Here is a 20,809-nt window from a genome sequence, read left to right as displayed (position 1 = left end):
AAGCGTCCCTCACCCCTATGCACTCGTCGGGCACGTCCTATGCGAGCGGACTGAATGCGAGCCGAGCATGCCACACCATTTGGTGCCGTTCATGAATGATGGCGCTGGAAACCATGGCTGCCTGGACACGTACCGTTTTGATAGCGACGAATGCCCGGTCGTTTTCTGGGACCACGAGCATTGGGACTGACGAACAACACACCATCGAGCAGCAGAAGGCAACGGGCACCGATGGCCAGCTTGCACAAAAGCTTGCACAAACGCACGACTTGCCATTTCGCTCGGTGTCGCAACGTGTCGGTTGGGGCGACGGCTCCGACGATGCCAAGTCGTCCAGCGGCAAGGATGTTGGCGTCACCTGGCAGCGGATGGACAGGAAAAGCAAAGTACGCCCGGCTGGATTCGAACCTCGACCCTGCGGATTAGAAGTCGCGGAAGCGATTGGCAGAGTATTGCGTGAAAAAGCCCGGTAATTCAGTGATTTTCGGGACAGATGGACTACTCAAGCGCAACACCGTAACGCTCTACAATTTACGGTGATTTCGCACGGTTTCAAACCGATTCTGTACCGCGGTACAGAATTCTGGCGACGGCATATCACGGTGTCTACCAATGTCCCGCGTAGCCGGCAGATTCTAATACGACTCTTTACCGCCTACGATCTCGCAGTGAGGAAGTGACGCTGGCCGAGTGCGCCCTGGCAACTTAGATCGTCACTCAAGGGGACAGCCTTCCTGATCCGACCGATCAAGAGATCGCATGGTGGTTTTGGGAAGAACGAGGTCGAACGGAATCAAGCGAATACGATCTTGCGAGAGGCCAACTCGATCGCCAGAATGAGCGGCGCCGCTGCTTGTGAGGAATGTCAGTCTTGCAGGAGGGTGGACCGATGGAAGGTCGCTGGTGGTTCAAATCGCTCGGCCAGGAATTCGGACCGCTTTGCTTCGCCGATCTTATCAAGGCGATGCGTAGAGGCACGCTCCTTGCAAGTGACTTGGTGCGCGACGAGAGGGGGGAGTGGCGGCGCGCGGATTCCGTCGAGGGGTTGCTGCTAAGGCCTCCGCATGCAGAATGGCTCGTCGAGGTCATGGGGCAGACGCTTGGCCCCTTGCTGCTTGCCGACGTCGTGGCCATGATCCGCGAGCAGAAGCTGGCGTCAAGCGATCGGGTTCGACGTGTCGGTCCCGGGGAGTGGCAATCGATCGCCGGCTATCTGGAGCAATTGGAGTCGGAGCGGCGAAGCATCACTGGCGAACGCGGCGCGCCGGCTACGGCCGCCGTCGACGATCTTGAATCGCTCATTCTGGCGGTGTTGGGCGCGCCAATTGAGAGTCGGTCGGAGCCCGGCCTGGTTGAATTCGGGCTGCTTGAAGAGAAAGCGACCGATTCGGCGCCTGCTACGACGGGGGAGCCGCCCTGTGCTCCTTCTCGAGATACGAAGACGTTCAATGTCCGCTGGTCGCCCAGGAATTTGTTTCGGCGATCGTTGTCGGCTTCCGCGGCATCCCAGGAACCGGCCGCGCTCGTTGCGACGGAACTCGAATCCGCACGCGGCAGTACAAAGACAATACTACCGCCCGTCGAGCGGTTTCTCGAAGTGCACGGCAGCGAGGAGGCGCACGAGAATCGCGGCGTTCCGCGCCGATTCCCCTGGCTAGAATTCCTGCTCTTACTCGGTGGGATCTCGCTGGTTCTCGAGCTTTCTCCTTCGGCCACTTCAACGATTCTTGGCGTGATCGACATCAGGCGATGGTCGTGGAGTAGTTGGGCGGCCGCCGAAGTGGTTGTCATCTTCATCCTTGGCGGTCTGGCGATTTGGCGTCGGCGGTTGACGTAGCGCCGACGTTTTGGGGCCGACCACGAGCGGCGGTCCAGACGGCCGTCGCCAAGGCGAGAGGAACGAGCACGGCAACGGCCAGTTGCCAAGCGCTCCAGCCGCGCAAAGCGAGTCGTAGATGTCCGCGAAACGAGATTGCGCCTGGTGCGAGCGCATTTTGACCTCGGTGTTGCGCGAGGAGCCATTCCAGCAGATCGTAATCGCCGAAAGCGGGCGTCCAGCAGTCATGTTCCACCGAATCAATTTCGGTCAGATGCGCTCGCCCACCGGCGTCCCGGAGCGCCGCTACTGAGCGCCGGACGCCGGCTATCGTCGTGCTGCTGTCGCGGGCTGAGTGAAAAGCCCATACGGGGACGTTGATCAGTCGCGCTACACGGCTATCATCGATGCCACCTGCCGCCAGCGGCGCGACGCCGGCCAGACGGTCAGCATACCGCATCCCAAGCTCCCAGCAGCCGGAACCGCCACTGGACAGCCCTGCCACCGTGATGCGCTCCTGATCGATTGGAAATTCGCGCAGGCAATCGTCCGCCGCCGCCATGGCCACGTCAATCATTTCAGGCGGCGCATGCGATTTGTCGGCATGAAACCAAGCGCCGTCGTCGCGCGGGCACTGAACCGCAAGAAGAAAGAACGGGTAGTCGCCACGGCGCCACGGCGGATGAAAGATGAGCGAATCGAGCCACCGCAATTGATGAACATTGTCCCGGGCCGACTCCCCCCAGCCATGCAGCCAAACGATAAGAGGATACTTGACGCCCTCCTTTCTTTCCGGAACAAAGAGACGATATCGGTACAGCGTCTCTTGGTTGTGAGGGCCGCCATATCGCAATTCGCGCGCCATGAATAACGCGACAAACTCCGCCCGCGTTTCGCCCGGCTGTGCGAGCGCAATAATTAAGGACACTGCGAATGTCATGAGTAGCGCTCCGGAGGCACCGTCGGATCACGCTGCGAGGAAAGTGAGGTGACCAAGGGCCATTTGCGGACGGTCCATCAGGGCGCCGCATCGGCCTGGTTCGGGGACAGCCATGCCAGGATGACCCGAGGGTCCGTTCCCGCTGGCACCGTCTGCACGTGCCCATCGGCGAAGAGAAAGTTCACGCCGGCTGGATGGAAGCTGTAGATTTCGGTCGAGTTGTCACATTGCAACAGACAAGGATTGCCATCGGGTCCAGGGACGCCATTTATCTGCAGCACCGTGCGTGGATCAGCCCAGGCGGCGTTAAGCGGCTCGTTGAGGCCCGTCCACGAGCCATTTTGCCATCGCTGCGGCCGTCCGGCAACTTCGGTGAGCGCGAAAGTATGCGACAGTCCGTCCGTAATGTCGGACGCCTTCGTCTGCTTTTTCAGCTCTACCGTCGTCGATCCGACTAAGAGCGGACTGAGCGTCGTTATCGCTTCTGGGACGGTTCCTATCGGCACAGGAAACATGCTTTGCAAGCCAATGAAGCTGTCCTTTGAGAACTCGTAACCGAACCGTTGCGCCAACCCCTTGGCGGCTTCGAGCGGGATTGCGTAGTCCGAAATCCCTGCTTCGTACGTGGCGGTGTACTTTTTGTCGAGTGTCGACCAGACACCGGAAAGCAGCGGGAAGTCGCGAACCGACTGACTCACCGAAAGCGAAGGAACGAACGTCGCGGTGACAACCAAGTCACGATCTGGTGCCGACGGGCAAATCGCCACCGGAAGAACGGTTCGAATGGCCGAAGCATTCTCCGCCGCGCAAAACACTGCTTTGCGATGGTAAGCGGCACTCGCAGACTGCGCATCCAGAAAGGGCATTAGGTCTGCCATATAACCGTAGAGCTCGACGGTCGCGTCGCGGGAAATCGGCCCAGTAAGGCGCCCGGTCAGGGCCGCGGGAAACATCTTCTGCTGACCTTCAAAACCAGCAAACGCCACACCATATTGTTTCATGTTGTTCGTGCACTGAGTCCGCCGCGCTGCCTCACGGGCGGATTGAATCGCCGGGATGCTGAGCGTGACGAGAAGGGCGATGATCGCGACGACAAGAAGTACCTCGATCAGCGTAAAGGCGCCCGAAAGCCTTGCCTGGAATGGTCGCATGCGTCCCTCGTGGCGGAAGCAGTTGTCAGAAACGCGGCTAGCAGAAGAGAGCGTTCATCGATCGCGGCATCGCACGGCCTTCGCACGTCGCACATCGCAATCACGTGCTTTGCGCGTTTATATCGACGCAGATTATTTAATGCAAACAACAACAGAAGTATTTAATTCCACCTTACGTGTGGCATATACACACATTTCCCATAAATATAAATTGTTGACACTGTGTCGCATTCCGCTATGTTGATCCGATCTCATCAAATGAATGTTGGCCAGCGCAGTCAAAGCTTCCGGGGCTCAGGGGCACAATGGACGGACTGAGGGACGCCGACACGCTGCTCAGCAGCCATGCCGCCGTTGACGTCAATCGTCGCGGCCATTGCTGGACCAGCTACGACACCCTTCGCGTCGTAGCCGGTGTGCTGTTTCTCACGGCTGCCACGTTCAAGGCCTATCAACTGGCCACAGGGCCACTGAACGAAACCGATATTCTGACCACACGGTGGTTTCTCATCGTTGTGGTCGAGTGGGAAATCGCGATGGGCCTGGCTCTTGTCGTTGGGCTGTACCAGGAACCTGTTCGCCAGATTGCCATCATAACGTTCAGCATTTTCATTGCTGTCGCACTATATCGCGGCGTAACAGGCGACGACTCGTGCGGTTGCTTTGGAAGCATGCCGGTTAACCCGTGGTTGGTGCTAGCGATGGATGTCGTGGCCACGGCCTTCTTCTGGAAGCTTCGTCCGCGGCGAAATGTCGCGCAAGAGCCGCCGCTTGCCGAAAGTCGAAGTGGAACCTGGCGTGTAGCACTTTTCTGCAGTGCGTTTGTGGCTTCTGGAATCCCGACGGCATTGGCGATGAACAATGGCGGGCCGTCGGCGCTACTTGCTGATGGCGAGCGCCTTGGTGTTTCTTCGCTCGTTGTGCTCGACCCCAACCAGTGGATCGGCAGGCAATTTCCACTTCAGGGCCACATCGACATCGGGGAGTCGTTGACCAGTGGCCGCTGGACCATAGTGCTGCACCATCACGATTGCCGGAAGTGCCGGGCGCTGATCGCCAAGATCGAGGAGGCGGCTCGCGAATCGGCGGGAGCCGACCACACGAATCGCGTGGCTCTTATCGAGATGCCCCCCTTTGACGACGTGAACACCCAGCGTGCTGACGCCAGCACCCGTGTTCTGGCGAGGGGACGACTTACGGCCGATCGAGACTGGTTCGCGCACACTCCAGCAGTTATTCAGTTAGATGAGGGGATCGTGGCCGGCACCTCTTCCGATTCCGAATGGTCGCAGTGACGATGTTAAATTCCTCTCGAAAATCAGCGACTTACATGCAGTGCGTTTACACTAAGGAGAAACCTGTATGAAGACCGGTATTTGCGCTTTGGCCGCGGCAGCAGTGCTCACTTGGTATGGCGTCGGAACTACGGACGTAAGCAGCGAGCGACTTCCCGGGCAAATTTCGTCGGATCGCGACTTGGAGTCGACTGTTGCAGCAGGGTATGCGCAGTCGCCTGTCAATGGAGTCGCCTGCCAGGGGGCGTACCTGACAACGCAAAGCTGCGTCTTTACCGCCGCGGGGCCAGGGCCCGATGGCGTAATGGGGACGGCCGACGATACTCCGGCAAGTTGTTCGGGAGTAGGCGGCCCAAGCTGGAACACCAATCGAGGATGTACGGGACAGAACCATACGAATTGTCAAGGAGCGCTCTCAAACACCAACTATCAGAACAAGTCGTTCTTCTGCTGCCAGGTCAATTTGGGGACCTGCTATAACGTCCAGTTCCCAGGTGGTCCTGTAAGGGCATGTCGAACCAATGGGCCATACTCCGACGTTTGGGTGGGGACGCTGAACCTTTGTCAAGATGCGGGAGGTGCGGTTCCGGAGGGTTGAAAGCTCACGACCACTCACGCCCTATGGGGACGCCGGTACTGCAGTCGGACACTCGTTCGGTGCTAGCGCGCGGCTGTGTTGCATTGCCCGATCAAAACCATTTTCACTAACCTTAGGGAGCGTCAGATGTACAAGGTGATGGCAATATCGCTCGCGTGTCTGGGGACGGCGATGCTCGTGGAGCTGTATCTCTCGTCGGACGAAATGCCCGGCCAACGAGTTTATGTGACGGAACTAAAGTCGGTCGTGGCGGCGGGCTACTCACAAAAGCCAGTTGCAGGAGCGGCCTGCCAGGGTGGCTTCGTGGCCAACTCAACATGCCAATTTACGGCGGCCAGCCCGGGCCCGGATGGCGTTATGGGGACGGCCGACGACGTTCCCGCGGCCTGCAGTGGAGCCGGTGGGGCCGCCGCTGCGCAAAACATTGGGTGCGGCGGCCAGGCCCACACTACCTGTCAGGGCGGCTTGGTTCGCAACAATTACCAGGCCAAGCAGTTTCTCTGCTGTCAGGTCAACGTGGGAACATGTAATCCCACGACCGATGCCAACGGAAAGGTGACAGGCTGCACCGTCGGGGCGCCCATGCAACAAAAATGGGTTGGCAACCTGACTCAGTGCCAGGATCAGGGAGGTTTGGTCAAAGAGGGCTGAGTTGCTGTCGGGCCGGCTGCTCACGTCGGATTCCTCATGCGTTCGCGTGCGCGATTAAGGATTGAAGTTGCAACGCCCACAACGGAAAGACGGATTTCGCCTCTGGGCACCTATTCAGCGGATCGTCGATGAAATGACCGACTTTATTTGCAGTTCGCGGTACTGCGGTCGTTTTAGCCTGACCTAAACAATCGGAGCAGGCCGGGGAACCGTATATTGCTTGGCCTTCGTCATACGGAGTGTGTCGCCTACCAGGGCTTCGCTGCTGGCGACGTCGACTGTAGGTCCGCGGCGTGGATCGTTAGGTCTGCCAAGATTGAGGAGGAGGAGGGTTATGAGACTTGGTGTTCTCTCATTCTGCGCACTATTGGCGGCCCAAATCGCATTCGTTGCGCCACAGAGCGCGAGATCCGCTGAAATTCCGCCCGATGCAGCGCTCAAGATCATTCGAGCCAAAGAACAGGCGATCTCGGCGATTCGCTGGACGTGCCGCGAGCAGTGGATCCAGCAAAAGGACGTGCACGGAATTGCGCACTTTGCACTGGACGCGAACGGTCGCTTTAGGTTGTCGACCGAGGCCATTCAACGCGCGAGCGGTGATGTCGAGACGGTCGGCGTGCGGGAAATCGTCACGTTCGACGGGGAAGTAATTCGCAAGCAGCACCAGCAGCTCGCGGGAGATGCGCTCCCGCCGGACAAGGAACCGGCGATGGGGCTCATCAAGACCGACAAGAGCACGAATGTCTTGGCGCAGGGCTTTGCGACGCAGGGGATGCGGTATTTCTTTCCGTACTTCTTCCCGCTCGGCGACGGCGAGCAGGCCCGCACGTTGTCGCAGTATCTACAGAGCAAGATCGACCAATACGGCGTGGTGCATGTCACCGAAGGGGACGACGGCATCTGGCAGATTGTCGTGCTCGACACGGTCACGCCCGCCCAGGACACCGCAAGCGACTTGCGCATGTTTGCCCATATACGCTTCTCGCCCGGGAAAGGTCGGGCGGGCGCGGTTCTGGAAGTGCTCACCAGCCGGCTTGAAGACCCCCGCGCCGCCGCTGAACAAGCGGGCGAGTCGTTGGAGAAGATTAGTTATGAATTGCAAGAAATCGATGGGTTTTGGGTGCCGCAGACCGTTACTTTTTTTCATCGAACCAAAGACCTTACCTATGATCCGGTCGTTCAATACACCTTTTCGGATGTGGCCGTCAACCGGCCGCTGACCGAGGCCGATTTCATCATCGAATGGAAAAAAGGCACCAACATGGTGGACGAAGTCGCCGGCCAACTTTACACCGTGTCCGGAGATCCGGTCGACGAGAAAAAGGCGGTCGAGGCATTTGCCGTTTTCCATGGTCTAAAGGTCCCTGAGCAAATTGTTGCGCATCGTCGACGGTTCATTCTGCCGGCGGTGGTCGCCGTGTTGTTGCTGGTCGTAATCCTCAAATGGGGCCGACGGTTCGTTCAGCACTTCAAGGGGGGTGCTGCCGCCGTCATGGTACTCGGCACGTTCCTCGGCGGTGTTGCCAACCAAAGTCGCGCCGGCGTTGCCGAGCCCGCCAGCGCCAACCCAAGATTCCAGTTCGACAACGGTTGGTGGCGAGATCATGACGGCCGGTTCGAGGCGAGGATCACCCAGTGTTCGTTCTATGCAACGGGCCTTACGATGACGATCCTGGGAGTGCCTTACAATCCGGTCCTGGTTAGCGAAAACCTCGTCCCATCAGTAGAGGGCGTCCCGCTGAATAGTCTGCAACGTGTCCTAACTGCCTACGGTCTTGTGGCGGAAGGACGACGGGATGTGTCGATCCGCGATCTGCGGCGTATTCGGTCCGGTATGGTGGCGATTTTCGCGCTGCCGATCTCAGGTGGAGATCACTACTACGTGCTGTCACGTAACCAGAAAGGGGTCTATCTCGCAGACGTTCCTCGAGGAGTAACGTATCTCGATGACGTCTCCGCCGACGAGATCGCCAAAATCGATGGTGCCCTAGCGGCACGGCACGGCATCGTCTTGTTTGCTTACCGCGGAGTTGCCTCCCGGAGCTCGGAAACGGTGGAGATACGGCCCGCTTCGATCGATTTGGGCGAATTTGGCGTGGGCGGCGAGGCATCGTCATCAAAATCTGTCGAGTCCACGATCTCTCTGCAAAATAACTCCGACGTGCCGGTGGCAGTTGAGATGTACTCCTCGTGCGGCTGTCTTGGCCGCTTGAGCTGGCAGAGAAAGATTATCGATGCAAATTCCGCAGAGCCGCTGACAATCAGCACTTCGCGCGGCGACTGGCCGCAGGGGCGCCGCGTGCAGTATTTGCTGGCCCAATTTTCGGATGGACGCTCGAAGAGAATTTCGATCTTCGGCACGCGACACGACGGCCACGGCTCGCCTTCGATGCACGTATCGTCCGCTCGTGAGACGGAAATGCGCATCACGGACAGAGATGTCGATGCCCCGCAGTACAAAACCGATCTTGGCTTGTTCGTTGCCCAAGAGCTTCGTGACGGCTTGGAGGTGGAATCGAGCATGAAGGCCGTCGAAGCATCGATTCAGGAGGTCTCAGAGGAATCCGCAGCAAGCTCGCCAACATCGGGTGAGTCGCACCGCGTTGTATGTGTGCTGGAACGCTCCAAGGAGCTGACCGAGAACCTATTATCTCATGACAACGAATTGCACGCGCTCATTACCGTCCGAGCGAATGAAGTGCGACGGGAAGCGCAATTCCGCCTTGCGATAACGCGCGAAGCGCGGATCGAGTTCTCTCCCGCGGAGGCAACGCTGAACGGTGACGCGCGTGCGAAAGTCGAGGTTATCACGCGAGAGTGGTTTAAGGAGGCGATCAAAGAGATCGCCGTCACCGCTCAACCTGACGGGCTGGAATGCGGTGTTGTCCGAGGTCCCGAGGGGCGCTACTTCGTTGAGCTACTGCGCAGCGCCGACTCCGCACACCGTCATTTCGTTGTCACCTGTCATGTCACGTTTGCGGACGGCGACCGCGATGCTCGTCATTTCACCGTCAGCTCTCCGGTCAATTGATGACGGCCAATTCCTCATGGATTAGCACTGGGAAAGGGTCTTCCCTTCGCACGGGCGCGATAGGAATCCTGTTGTCCCACGCTTTGCTACTGGCCTATGCCGGCTATCGCGACGCCCCGACAGAAATTGAGATCGCTCACCTGCCTGCTGGCCTAAGCCATTGGCAATCCGGTAGTTACTACTATTTCCGGCAAAATCCGCCTCTGGTTCGTCTTGTCGCTTCATTGCCGATCCTGGCGATGTCGCCATCGGTTGACTGGTCAGCCTTTTCACAAGACCCGGCGCTACGGCCGGAGCTGGTTTCCGGAAAGGGCTTTTTGTTGGCAAATCGTCCGCGGTCCGCCTGGTTATTCACCGTCGCGCGGTGGGCATGCATTCCCTTCTCGCTGCTCGGAGCGTGGATCTGCTTTCGCATGAGCTATGATCTGTTCGGCGGCGCCGCCGGATTGATTGCGATGACCGTTTGGTGTTTCTCTCCGATGATCCTGGGCCATGGGCACTTGATCAATCCCGACGTGGCGGCGGCATCGCTCGGCATCGCGGCTATACACGTCACCTTGCGCTGGGTCCGTGGTCAGTCATATTCCAGCGCCGCGATCGCCGGACTCGTCTGCGGCCTGGCCATGCTGACGAAATTGACGTGGGTCGTGTTGCCGTGCGTCGTCGTGGTCGTCTGTGCGGTGCATATGCTGTCGAGTCGTGGTGCGCGGATCGTTTCCGCGGCCACGACTGTCCGGCAGCTTGCCATGCTGTTGACATTAGCGGTTGTGACGGTGAACGCGGTTTATAACTTTGAAGGTACAGGCCGTCGTCTCGGCGATTATGCACTCATAAGCGGCAGAATGACGGGCAACCCGCCGAGCGAGAATCCAGAACCTGGCAACCGGTTCCGCGACACGATCATGAGTGCGCTGCCACTGCCGCTGCCGCGCTATTACATAGAAGGGATCGATGTGCAAGCAGCAGACTTTGAGCGTCCGTGGGATTCGTATCTTGGCGGGACGTGGAAACACGGCGGATGGTCGTACTATTATGCGTACGCGGCGCTGGTCAAGACGCCTTCCGGAACGCTGGCCTTGGCCATACTGGCGCTCATCGCGTTTGTGATGGCGCCAAGGTGTCGAGCAGATGTGACGTCGGAAGTAGCGCTGGCACTGCCCATCGTAGTGGTCTCTCTGCTATGTGCGTCGCAATCGAATATGAGCGTTCACTATCGATATTTGATTCCGGCATATCCCTTTTTTTATGTGTGGATAAGCCGACTCGGTGTCGTTTGGACGTCATCAAAAACAAGGCAATCGTGCGCCGTGAGGGCGAGTGTCGTCGTCGCGATAGGCACGCTGGTTGTAGGCAGCCTCGGCTGCTACCCCTATAGTCTCTCGTTTTTCAATCTCCTTGCCGGCGGACCAACGAATGGCCATAGACATCTGCTGGGAAGCAGCTTGGATTGGGGCCAGGATGCGCTTCGTCTGGGTGAGTGGCAGAAATGCGATCAAGATCGGAATAACTTAAAAGTAGCCCTTGGATCGTATGCCTCGCCCGAGGATTTCGGCTTCCACGGGACCATCATCGAAGACCGACCGCCTGGCACCCGGCTTTTTCACCCGAGCGATATAACCCCCGGCTGGTACGCGATCGGCCTGACTCCTCTCTTTGGAATGAATCCGCTGTTTGCGTGCTTTCGACAATTGCGGCCAGAGGCGCGTATTGGCTACTCGATCAACGTGTATCACGTCAGCGTGCCCGAAGCCAGCGCCATGCGCGCCGCGGCACAGGCCATTCAGGATCTTCGCGCGTCTTTGGCGAAGTTCGCTCGCCGCGAAGAGCCGGTGCGCGTCGCCATTGTGGCATTCGACAAGGCGGAATTGTGGACCCTGCGGAGTTTTGTTGACCGAACCGGCCACGATCCGCTGCTGTCCTTCGAATGCCTAACTCCCTCCAAGGTTCACGATGGAGCGCTGCGTGCACGAGCATACCATGTAGTCGTCGTCTTCGGGGGAAGTGCAGCGGACAAGGCGCAGGCTTTACAGGAGCATGGTCTCGACGAGTTGCGCGCGTTTGTCTTGTCCGGCGGCGGATACGTCGGAATATGTGGGGGCGCCTACCTGGCAACCACGGGTTATGGCTTGAATCTCGTCAATGAACAGGCCATGAACGGCAAGGATCCGGAACGTGATGGCGACCTGGCGGTGCTCGCCGATCGAGGCGCCGCAGAGCTGACAATCCAGGTAACGCCGATCGGGTCACACGTATTTCCGGAAGCGCCGTCCAAACTCAAGCTTCCCTACACGAGTGGACCAGTTCTTTGCGAGTGGGCCCGTCATTTACCTTCGCCGGTAGTTTCGCTGGCGGATTTCGCCGAGGAAGTCTGGCGGCTGCCAAGTCAGAAAAACACAATGAGCGGGACGCCCGCCATCGTGGCTGCGAAACATGGCAAGGGTTCCGTCATACTTTTTAGCCCTCATCCCGACTTTAGGCCCGAGAGCACCGTTCTGCTTTTGCATGCCATCAAAGCCGTCGCTCATTCCGGCGAATGAGATCCATGTCGGACTGCGCGGAAATGACGCAACAAGTTGCGCAGCGATCGTTTGGCATCGCCGTACCGACAGCGAAGTACGCCCGGCTGGAATCGAACCAGCAACCTGCGGATTAGAAGTCGCGCGAACGGCCCGCAGCAATTGTGCGTGAAAAAGGCCTGAAATACAGCGTTTTTGGAACAGCTTGGGCAACCGAAGGCGATGCCGTAACAGTCTACATTTTACGGCGCTTTCATCTGGTTACAAACCGATTCTGTACCACGGTACAGAATCCGTCCGGGCTCAATTGCCGTGTCGCGATCGTTGCGGTCCTGAGCCCCCACGTCCAGAGAAGTCGGTGGTTAGGCTAAGTCGTCCCAGCCTTTGCCGTGCTTGTCGGTCAAGTACAGATCCGGACATGGATCGTCGTAGCTGTGACGAGTTATTTGAAACTCACGCCTGACCAAGTAGCGCGAATAGTCGTCGTTCTCGTCGGGAAGGAACGTGTAATGCAAAGTGACGTCGGCTGTTTCTCCCAGCGCAAGGCCGGTGATGAGCCGGTGTAACGGCTTGTACGACCAAGCGTCGCCGATGAACGCCGCCATATTCTCCGGGGTGTTATTCAACACACGAGTTGCCCGTTTCTCCTGATCGGTCATGAATCCAATCTGATGGCCAACTATGTGCAGTACGAGCTTCTGATCCGGCGGCTTGACCAGCTTCTCGGGCTCCTTTGGCCAACCATTGTCGTGCTCGGGCTGCGACTGGTTCGTAGGCTCGGCTTCGGTCTTGGTCCACGGCAACCAGGCCGTGATGGCTGTGAGCAACGCCGCTTCACTGAACAGGCGGCGAGTCGGCTTGTTTTCGTTCATGGTCATGCCTTTTGGAGCAGCTGCTTCGCGGGGATGTAAGGGCGACCGACGTGTTTGCACTGCACGCAGTAATGCTGGCCGCGAATGTAGCTTACAGCCGGCAAGTTCTTGAAGGCGGTTGCGCCGCCATTATACAGCTTCCGGAGGAAGCGAACCGCGACGCCGTGCGCGAATGGCGTGGTGACGTTGGCGATACCTGGTGCACGGCCCACATGCGCTCACCCATCCGCTGTCGGCTGTTCCCAGAACAGACCTATGTCAAGACGTCGAAATCCGCGTTCAACGCCGACGTGGGCAGCGAGCGCGATGAGTTGATTGTTCCACGCGACTCGTAAAAAACGGTCGTCAGATGGGATTCCGAAGAATCCCGATCATCGACACGAGTTCTTGGGACAATGGCCACTGAGGCGGACAGATTCGGCGCAAATGCGAATGTCGTTTGATGGTTGGATCGATTTGACCGACGCGGGTCGCCGAACGACTGAGAGAACTGGATGGCAGCCACTTACGCTGTGATTCGCTACGCCGGTAACTTCCCGATAGCTCGCGCGACCTTGAGGTATGCGATTCGCTCGTTCGGCAGCTTCGGATATCAGGGAACTTCGAATCTTGTCTCCAGGCCCTCCTCCGTACGCTGGTCGACTTGCGCAGGGCAAGCTACCATTGCTCCATAAGTTTCGAAGCCGGACTAGCGCTGCCGTGTCGGGCATCGTGAACCGCGCATCGCAGTCGCGTGCAGGCAACAACTCATGTCAGTCGTCGAATATCGATTACGAAGAATAGCAAACTGTGCCCTGATCGTGCTGCTGTTCGCCACGACCACTGTCCGTGCGGCGGACCTCAAGACGCGGAACATCGTCCTGATCACAACCGACGGCTTGCGCTGGCAAGAGGTCTTTAGCGGCGCCGAAAAGGCGCTGATCAACAAGCAACATGGCGGCGTCGCGGACGCGAAGGCCATCGAAGAAAAGTTCTGGCGCGAGACTCCGGAAGAGCGCCGCGAAGCTCTGCTTCCCTTCTTCTGGAAGAAGATCGCTCGGGAAGGGCAGGTTTATGGAAACCAGCCAAAAGGCAGCTCGGCACAGATCACGAACACAATGAAGTTTTCGTACCCGGGCTACAATGAAATTCTGACCGGCTTCGCCGATCCGCTGATCGACAGCAACGCGAAGAGGCCGAACAAGAACTTCACCGTCCTCGAATGGCTGCACCGCAAGCCTGCGTTTGGCGGCAAGGTGGCCGCGTACAGCGCTTGGGACGTTATTCCCTACATCATTAACCGTGAGCGATGTGGCTTTCCCGTGATGGGTGGCTGGGAGCCTCTCCCTGAGCCGGACCCCAACCCGAGACAGCAACTACTCAATGACCTGATCGCGGACACCACTCGGCCGAATTCCGCGGAAGTCATCGATTCGTTCCTGTATCAGGCGGCGCGCGAACATCTGCTGCGACACAAACCACGAGTACTTTTCGTCGGTTTTCTCGAAACCGACGCTTGGGGGCATGCCGGCCGCTACGACAACTTGTTGAATTCGGCCAATGCTGTCGATCAGTACATCCAACGACTTTGGGAAACGATGCAGTCGATTGACCAGTATCGCGACAAGACCACTTTCATCATCTCGACAGATCATGGTCGTGGCTCGGGACCGGCCGACTGGAAGAATCATGGCAAGGATATCCAGGGAGCCGAAGACATATGGATGGCATTTCTCGGGCCGGACACACCGCCTCTCGGGGAGCGAACAAACTGCGACCGCGTGACGCAAAGTCAGATTGCAGCGACGCTCGCGGCACTTCTGGGCGAAAACTACCACGGCGCCGTTGCAAATTCAGGGCCTGCGATTAACCAGGTTTTGCCGGCCGCCAAGTAACCAGTTTTGCTCAGTGCCGAAACAACAGGCAAGGGCCACGCCCGGAATAAGATGGCACTAAGCTCATGGGCCAAGAGGCAATTCGCAAAATATATTCAACGGATCCTTGCGCGATTCGGTCCGACGCGCGTCCGACACACCGACGCGTTGCCAGGTGTTGCCCAGCGCGAAGCGACAGTTCATCCACTCAGTTGATTGCCGTGAAGGTGGCGAAGGGAATTTGAACTCTCAAACCTGGTTCCTCAAACGGCGCAGTCCCAGCGTTGACGACTTTTCGGGAACGCTGGTCACCCCGGCGCCATTGTTGCCTGCGCGCTATCGAGCAGCTTGTCCGTTTACCGACCCAGTCATATAAGCTCTAGGGACCGACGCGCAGGTCGTCGGCGACAATCGGACAATCAGCAGATGAAAAAAGGCGGAATTCCAGTGCCAACAATTATGGCCCGAAGGCTGGTCGTCATCGCATCGGCAGTCGTAATCAGCGTCGCTGGGACAGTTGCAGCCAGTGACGAATCGCTCGGCGTAAACGCGACGCGCCTACGGGTGATCATTGAAACTGACGCAGGCGGCGACCCGGATGACGAACAGTCGCTGGTGCGATTTCTTCTGTATGCAAACGAATGGGATATCGAAGGCATCGTCGCCAACCGCTCGCATGCCCAGAACGGCGAGAACAAAAACCGTGAGCGAACAGGCCTGGGAATTGTGCGAGCGATGGTGTCGGCTTATGGCGATTGCTGGAACAATCTTTCCAAGCATGATGGGCGATATCCGACATCCGAATCGCTTTGGAAGATGACGGTCGCCGGGTATGACGATTCGAACGACGGCGTCGAACGCATCCTCTCGGCCGTGGATCGAGACGATCCCAGGCCGATATGGTATGCGGATTGGGGAACCGCTTCGGGGGGTGGAAAAAACAATCTCCGGCGTGCGCTCGAACGCGTACTCAAGGAGCGCGGCCCGGAGGGGTACGCGAAGTTCAAACGCCGACTTCGCTTGGCATCGGCAGATGCGTTCGGCGAACACACTCGGGAGATCTCACCGGCGTTTGCATTGTGGATCGATACCTTTCGTCCGCAGCAAAATGGCAAGCGATGGTATCACTCGTTTTCGGGACTGACGGCGATTGCCGGAGGATTCGACATAGAGCGCGATGTGCGAACTGCACACGGCGCACTCGGAAAGCTGTATCCCTTGAACACCACGCACCGGCAAAAGGAAGGGGACACAATGACCTTCCTATACCTCGTGCCAACGGGAATGAACGACCCAGAGCAGCCGACCTGGGGGAGTTGGGGCGGGCGGTACAGTCGACAAACGGACGAGGATAACCGCGAGTATTATTGGGCCGATGCACAAGACCGGTGGAACGGAACGACCAGCCGTGAGAATACCCTGGCGCGTTGGGCCGTTGCGATTCAGAGCGACTTCGCGGCCCGGGCAGATTGGTGCGTGGCCGATACGATCGGCTCGGCGAACCATCCTCCTGTGGCAGTTCTGAACGATGATCGATCGAAGGCGATTCTTCGAGTATCAGCAAAATCTGGTGAACGCGTTGTTCTGTCCGCGGCCGGATCGAGTGATCCGGACGACGATGTGATTCATATGTCGTGGTATTTATATCCCGAGGCTGGAACATTTCAGGGTGAATGTAAGCTCGACGCGACCGAAGGTGTCACGACGAGTTTCACCGCGCCGGTGGTGGATCGACCCGCGAGCCTACATGTTGTGCTGGAACTGAGCGACAAGGGGAAACCATCCCTAGTTCGGTATCGGAGGACAGTAGTGACGCTTGAGCCATGAGCAGCGAGATGGTGAATCCCGGCGAGCGTCAATTGCCGCGTCGCGTGCTTTGGAGCTTCAAGTACGAACACGGTGCCACTTTCTGTCGGACCGCCACCAAAAGTTATAGTGCCGTACAGCCGCGAGCCGCTGGAGAGTGTCAGCGTAGCGATGGGAGAAATTGCCCCATTAGGCTCTGCAGGGCATCCATCAGCAGCTTTTGATACTCTTCGTTCTTAAAACTGTCGGGATCCCTCAACGACGTGCTTGCGCGGAGTGTTTCAACAAATCGCGACGGTTATCGGTAACTCTTCACTTGTGGTGGGCAATGCGATCAGGAGATCGGGTTCTTCCAGGGTGCACGGTAGCGGCGTGCGATCATTTCGTTGGCTGCTTGATCGCCGACAAATTCTTCCTTGATTGGATCCCAATTGAGCTTCCGCCCAAGGCGAATGGCGATGTTTCCCAGGTGGCACATCGACGCGGAGCGATGTCCAATGCCGACGTCACAAATTGGCAAGTCCCGCGACTTGATGCAGTCGAACCAGTTACCAAAGTGATCCGTGCTCGCGTAAAGCTTAGTGTCGCCTGCAGAAATCGGTGAGTCCGCCAATTCCTTGGGATTGCACGTAAAGCCTTTGCGATCGACGTGCAGCGTGCCCTTGGTTCCTTCGAACGTCGTTCCCCCTTTTTCGCTTTGGCCAACGATCAACTTCACGCCGTTGGCGTAATGATGAATCGCCTCGCACCATTCCGGGACTTCGAATAGGTTGTCCTTGTTGTAGCGCGCCTGTCCCTCGATCGAGACGGGGCCGGTATCGTCGGTTCCCAATCCCCACTGGGCGATGTCCAAGTGATGCGCTCCCCAATTGGTCATTTGGCCGCCAGAGTAGTCCCAGAAAAAGCGGAAATTATAGTGCACGTGCTGCGCGTTGTAGGGCCGCTTCGGGGCAGGACCCAGCCAGAAATCGAAGTCGAGTTCTTGCGGCGGGTCGCTATCGGGCACAGGCTCGCCCTTCAGATTGACGCCCGAGATGCCACACCGGACAGTGTGGATTTTCCCGAGCTTTCCATTGCGAACCAATTCGCAGGCCCGACGAAAACCATCGTCGCTGCGCTGCTGGCTGCCGGTTTGCACGATGCGGTTCATCTTGCGGGCGGCGTTGACCATCGCCTGGCCATCGGCAATGGTCAACGACAGCGGCTTCTCGCAATAAACGTCCTTTCCCGCCATGCAGGCGTCGACCGTAATCAAACCATGCCAGTGGTCGGGAGTGCTGATGACAACAGCATCAATATCTTTATCGTCTAGCAATTTTCGATAGTCACCGTATGCCTGGCAGGAGCTTTTGCTGGCCTTTTCGACGCGGGCCTTGCCCATGGCCAGCACGTCGGTATCAACGTCGCAAACTGCGATGACTCGGGCGATTTTCTCGAACTTCTTATCGAGCACTCGGCCCAGATTGCCCCCGCCTTGATTGCGGACGCCAATAATGCCGACGTTGATGCGATCGCTGGGAGCTCCCTCTTTAGAGCCTGCCAGCACTGAGCGCGGCACAATCGTGGGCAGAGCCAGACCGAGGCCTGCTCCGGCGAGCAATCCGCCCGTTTGTTTAATAAATGTCCGGCGATTCTTGTGTGGTTGGTTGCTGCCGCTCATTTTGTCCTCGAGACTAGAAAACAATTTCGAATATCGCCGTGCTCATTGGGAGTTGTGGCGTGTTCGCCCAGCCTAGGGCAGGCTTTTTAAACCGACGTTCACATCCTGCCGGCGGTTCCCTAAAACGCATTGAGGATAGGGCGAAGATTGCCAAATTACCAGAATCCGAGGCGGACGCTTACCAATCTCACACCCTTTGCGGCACTCGCAGAACTCGACCCCATTTATGAGACTCCGGCCGCGTGCCGGAAACTCTTCCGTTTTGTGAGATGGGAAGGGCCATCAGTCGTTCCGTGGAGTTCGTCCCGCTAGTCGCATCGCAAGATGAACTTTTTTTCGAAAATCGTCCATTTGGTGGTTCTACAACGTCGAATGCGGCGGCGGGCATTCAGAGTGGATTCGGCGCCTACCGGCTGTCTTGCGAAAGCCAGTTGCATCTGGCCCTTGACAGCCTCAAAATGGCGGCTGCGATTCGTCGGTGTTGCCGAGCGAGGACCATCGAATCCCAATCGGGAAATCCTGGTTCGAAATTTGAATGCAGCTCTGTGGGTTTTGAAACTGCCCCTCGTGCGCGGCGCGACTTGAACCGCGCAGTTTTGTGGTGCCGCCAGCGGATACCGATTCCAAACACAGAGGAGTTATCCATGGGAATCATTGCATGGCTGGTTTTGGGTCTCATCGCCGGCTTTATCGGCAGCAAGCTGGTGAATAAGCAAGGCGAGGGCATGCTGATGGACATTGTGCTGGGCATAGTGGGTGCGGTCGCCGGCGGATTCGTCGCGCATTTCGCCGGCTTTTCAGGAATCACAGGGTTCAACCTGTACAGCATTCTGATTGCTGTTGTGGGGTCGGTCCTTGTGCTCGTCTTGTACCATGCGATTTCGCGACGTCCCGCTTAGTCTTTGTTGTCAATTCGTCGAGTCCGACCAATTAACAAGGAGAAGTGACCATGGGAATTCTTCAGGACATCGCCGCAGCTATCGGTAACAGCGACCTGCAACGGCTTTCAGACGGAAAAGCGAAATTTGATTCGCCCGATTCGGCTGACCTACAGCGGCTGCAAGACATGATCAAAAACTTCGATCCCAAGAAACTGCAGCAGATTTTTGCCAAGATCGCGGAACAGACGGATCCCAAAGAGTATTCCGACCACGTCACGCCGGGCGTAGGCGGCACGAACCCATTAGGGGAACTTTCGTCCGGCGCTTTGGCGTCAGTCGCCGCGATTTTAATGGACCATCTGAAGAAACTTGGGGGCGGCAGCGACACAGCGGATTCGCCGCTCGACCAGGTGCCCGACCTGCAGACCAAAGACCCGCAAAAAATGGACGCGCACGACGTGGCCAAAGTCGCCCGCTACACGCAGGAAAATCATCCCGGCGCTTTTGGCCAGGCGGCAACCGAAATCGCTCAAAAGCAGCCAGCTATTTTGCAGAGCTTTTGGGGAAAAGCGGCCCTGGCTCTCGGCGCAGCCGCGCTCGCCTCGCACTTCATCAAGATGGATCGCAAGTAACCGCGATCTCGCGTCGTGCGTCGTCAGTACATGATCTTATTGACAGCTTGAGCGTCTCGTTCTTGTCAAGGAGGGTGGGTCGCCATTGCGCAATCGGACGCAGAACGTTCCATGCATATCATTAGCATTTCTTCGCATGAACGAGTGACGCACGATCACGGTTGATGTTCGTTTTAGTAATAACCCCGCACAAGCGGTCTATCGTCGCGTCGGTTTGGTCGACGCTAGACGGGGAGAATGTCACTATCAATGGCGCACGTACATTAGGCCACTGGAAGGCTGACTGGATACTCCGTGTTTGGTAATACCCAGCACAATCAGCGTGAAGTGGCTGAGGTCCTCGACGTTGTCGCGCATGACCCAAACGTAGTGGTCGCAATAGTGGCCGACGTAGCAAGCATTCTTTGGAACGTCCTTCTTGCAGCCAACGCAGAACCAGCCAACTGGAACTTCAAAGCGACCTCGCAGTTGAGCTAGTGCAGAGCCGGCATAAGGCAGATTGCTCGGGACCTCTTCGGCCCGATCGGTTCCCGGCGAAGAGCCGTCGGGCAACTCTTCGATCTGGTTGTCCTTGGTCGAATCGATCGAAGCACCTGTTGCGCCTGCTGGAGTTTTGGGCGCCGGGGGATTTTCAGCACTAGCTGACAATTGGGCGAGCAGCGGTGGGTCAGGCGCGGGCGGGAGTCCCATGGCCTGCCGATAGACGTCTTGTAGGGTCTTTACCACCAATGGATCCGTGATCGGATGCGCGCCCCATTGCTCGGTGATGCTGCGGACAGCACGAACGCCGCGTGTAAACCCTGGCGTTCCACCCCACTGCACACCAAGCTCGGGCATACCACCTTCGTCGTTGACCTGCACGGTGCCGTCGTTGATGCGAATTGCCCAGGGTAGCACCGCAGGGTTGTCGTCAAGCATCGCAATATTGTCGAGCACCATTTGGTACTCAATGCTCATGATGGTGCTCGCTTGGTGCACCATGCTGCGCGACAGCTGCCGATGCGTGCAGCCGCTACAGACCAATGCCACGAGCAATAGCGCCAAGATTCGCATGCGTGAAACGCCGACACCGGCAAGTAGGATAAGAGGCCGACGACGAACACATTG

Annotated in this window: 16 protein-coding genes; 11 read left to right on the top strand and 5 right to left on the bottom strand. The window is 57.9% G+C overall.

Features of this window, described 5'->3' with window-relative positions; genetic code table 11:
• Positions 1-113: 113 nt before the first annotated feature.
• Together VGG64_19855 and VGG64_19850 are read left to right on the top strand one after the other, a co-directional pair.
• Positions 114-473 carry a hypothetical protein gene (locus VGG64_19855; protein HEY1601867.1) on the top strand — a complete coding sequence of 120 codons (360 nt, stop codon included), beginning with the start codon at positions 114-116 and terminating at the stop codon, positions 471-473.
• Positions 474-889: 416 nt separating this feature from the next.
• A complete protein-coding gene (locus VGG64_19850) occupies positions 890-1,837 on the top strand; it encodes a hypothetical protein (protein HEY1601866.1) in 948 nt (315 codons plus the stop codon).
• On the opposite strand, the gene VGG64_19845 is transcribed toward VGG64_19850, so the two are convergent.
• Positions 1,794-2,756: a hypothetical protein gene (locus tag VGG64_19845; protein HEY1601865.1), complete on the bottom strand. Its 963-nt coding sequence runs from the start codon at positions 2,754-2,756 to the stop codon at positions 1,794-1,796. The two genes, VGG64_19850 and VGG64_19845, sit on opposite strands and share 44 nt — an antisense overlap.
• 77 nt (positions 2,757-2,833) lie before the next feature.
• Positions 2,834-3,907: a DUF1559 domain-containing protein gene (locus VGG64_19840; protein HEY1601864.1), complete on the bottom strand. Its 1,074-nt coding sequence runs from the start codon at positions 3,905-3,907 to the stop codon at positions 2,834-2,836.
• Between the two features lie 305 nt (positions 3,908-4,212).
• Here VGG64_19840 and VGG64_19835 point away from each other — a divergent pair, with 305 nt between their 5' ends.
• From VGG64_19835 to VGG64_19820, 4 genes are all read left to right on the top strand, one after another.
• On the top strand, positions 4,213-5,202 hold the full coding sequence (locus tag VGG64_19835; protein ID HEY1601863.1) for a MauE/DoxX family redox-associated membrane protein: 990 nt from the start codon (positions 4,213-4,215) through the stop codon (positions 5,200-5,202).
• Between the two features lie 724 nt (positions 5,203-5,926).
• Positions 5,927-6,451, top strand: coding sequence for a hypothetical protein (locus VGG64_19830; GenBank protein ID HEY1601862.1), 525 nt, complete (start codon positions 5,927-5,929; stop codon positions 6,449-6,451).
• Between the two features lie 334 nt (positions 6,452-6,785).
• Positions 6,786-9,482 carry a hypothetical protein gene (locus tag VGG64_19825; protein HEY1601861.1) on the top strand — a complete coding sequence of 899 codons (2,697 nt, stop codon included), beginning with the start codon at positions 6,786-6,788 and terminating at the stop codon, positions 9,480-9,482.
• Between the two features lie 71 nt (positions 9,483-9,553).
• Positions 9,554-12,019, top strand: a complete 2,466-nt coding sequence (locus tag VGG64_19820) for a BPL-N domain-containing protein (protein ID HEY1601860.1) — start codon at positions 9,554-9,556, stop codon at positions 12,017-12,019.
• A gap of 341 nt (positions 12,020-12,360) precedes the next feature.
• Here the strand turns inward: VGG64_19820 and VGG64_19815 are convergent, their stop codons facing one another.
• Positions 12,361-12,870: a hypothetical protein gene (locus VGG64_19815; GenBank protein ID HEY1601859.1), complete on the bottom strand. Its 510-nt coding sequence runs from the start codon at positions 12,868-12,870 to the stop codon at positions 12,361-12,363.
• 11 nt (positions 12,871-12,881) lie between these two features.
• On the opposite strand from VGG64_19815, the gene VGG64_19810 reads away from it, so the two are divergent.
• The 3 genes from VGG64_19810 to VGG64_19800 all read left to right on the top strand — a co-directional run bounded on the left by VGG64_19810 (position 12,882) and on the right by VGG64_19800 (position 16,550).
• Positions 12,882-13,205, top strand: coding sequence for a hypothetical protein (locus tag VGG64_19810; protein HEY1601858.1), 324 nt, complete (start codon positions 12,882-12,884; stop codon positions 13,203-13,205).
• Between the two features lie 414 nt (positions 13,206-13,619).
• Positions 13,620-14,744 (top strand): alkaline phosphatase family protein, encoded by a 1,125-nt coding sequence (locus tag VGG64_19805; GenBank protein ID HEY1601857.1) that lies wholly within the window; start codon positions 13,620-13,622, stop codon positions 14,742-14,744.
• Between the two features lie 438 nt (positions 14,745-15,182).
• Positions 15,183-16,550, top strand: coding sequence for a nucleoside hydrolase-like domain-containing protein (locus tag VGG64_19800; protein ID HEY1601856.1), 1,368 nt, complete (start codon positions 15,183-15,185; stop codon positions 16,548-16,550).
• A 313-nt stretch (positions 16,551-16,863) separates the two neighbouring features.
• On the opposite strand, the gene VGG64_19795 is transcribed toward VGG64_19800, so the two are convergent.
• The gene (locus tag VGG64_19795) at positions 16,864-18,189 is read right to left on the bottom strand and encodes a Gfo/Idh/MocA family oxidoreductase (GenBank protein ID HEY1601855.1); all 1,326 of its coding nucleotides are present in this window, start codon (positions 18,187-18,189) and stop codon (positions 16,864-16,866) included.
• A gap of 242 nt (positions 18,190-18,431) precedes the next feature.
• Between VGG64_19795 and VGG64_19790 the strand changes: the two genes are divergently transcribed.
• Together VGG64_19790 and VGG64_19785 are read left to right on the top strand one after the other, a co-directional pair.
• Positions 18,432-19,088 (top strand): GlsB/YeaQ/YmgE family stress response membrane protein, encoded by a 657-nt coding sequence (locus tag VGG64_19790; GenBank protein ID HEY1601854.1) that lies wholly within the window; start codon positions 18,432-18,434, stop codon positions 19,086-19,088.
• 50 nt (positions 19,089-19,138) lie between these two features.
• A complete protein-coding gene (locus VGG64_19785) occupies positions 19,139-19,702 on the top strand; it encodes a hypothetical protein (GenBank protein ID HEY1601853.1) in 564 nt (187 codons plus the stop codon).
• 246 nt (positions 19,703-19,948) lie between these two features.
• Here VGG64_19785 and VGG64_19780 read toward each other — a convergent pair.
• Positions 19,949-20,809, bottom strand: an 861-nt coding sequence (locus VGG64_19780; GenBank protein ID HEY1601852.1) for a hypothetical protein, incomplete at its 5' end; no start/stop codon positions are given.

It is taken from the genome of Pirellulales bacterium (genome assembly GCA_036490175.1).
GTDB lineage: Bacteria > Planctomycetota > Planctomycetia > Pirellulales > JACPPG01 > JACPPG01.
Note: the sequence above shows the minus strand (reverse complement) of the source record. Positions and strands in the feature narration are given on the sequence as shown.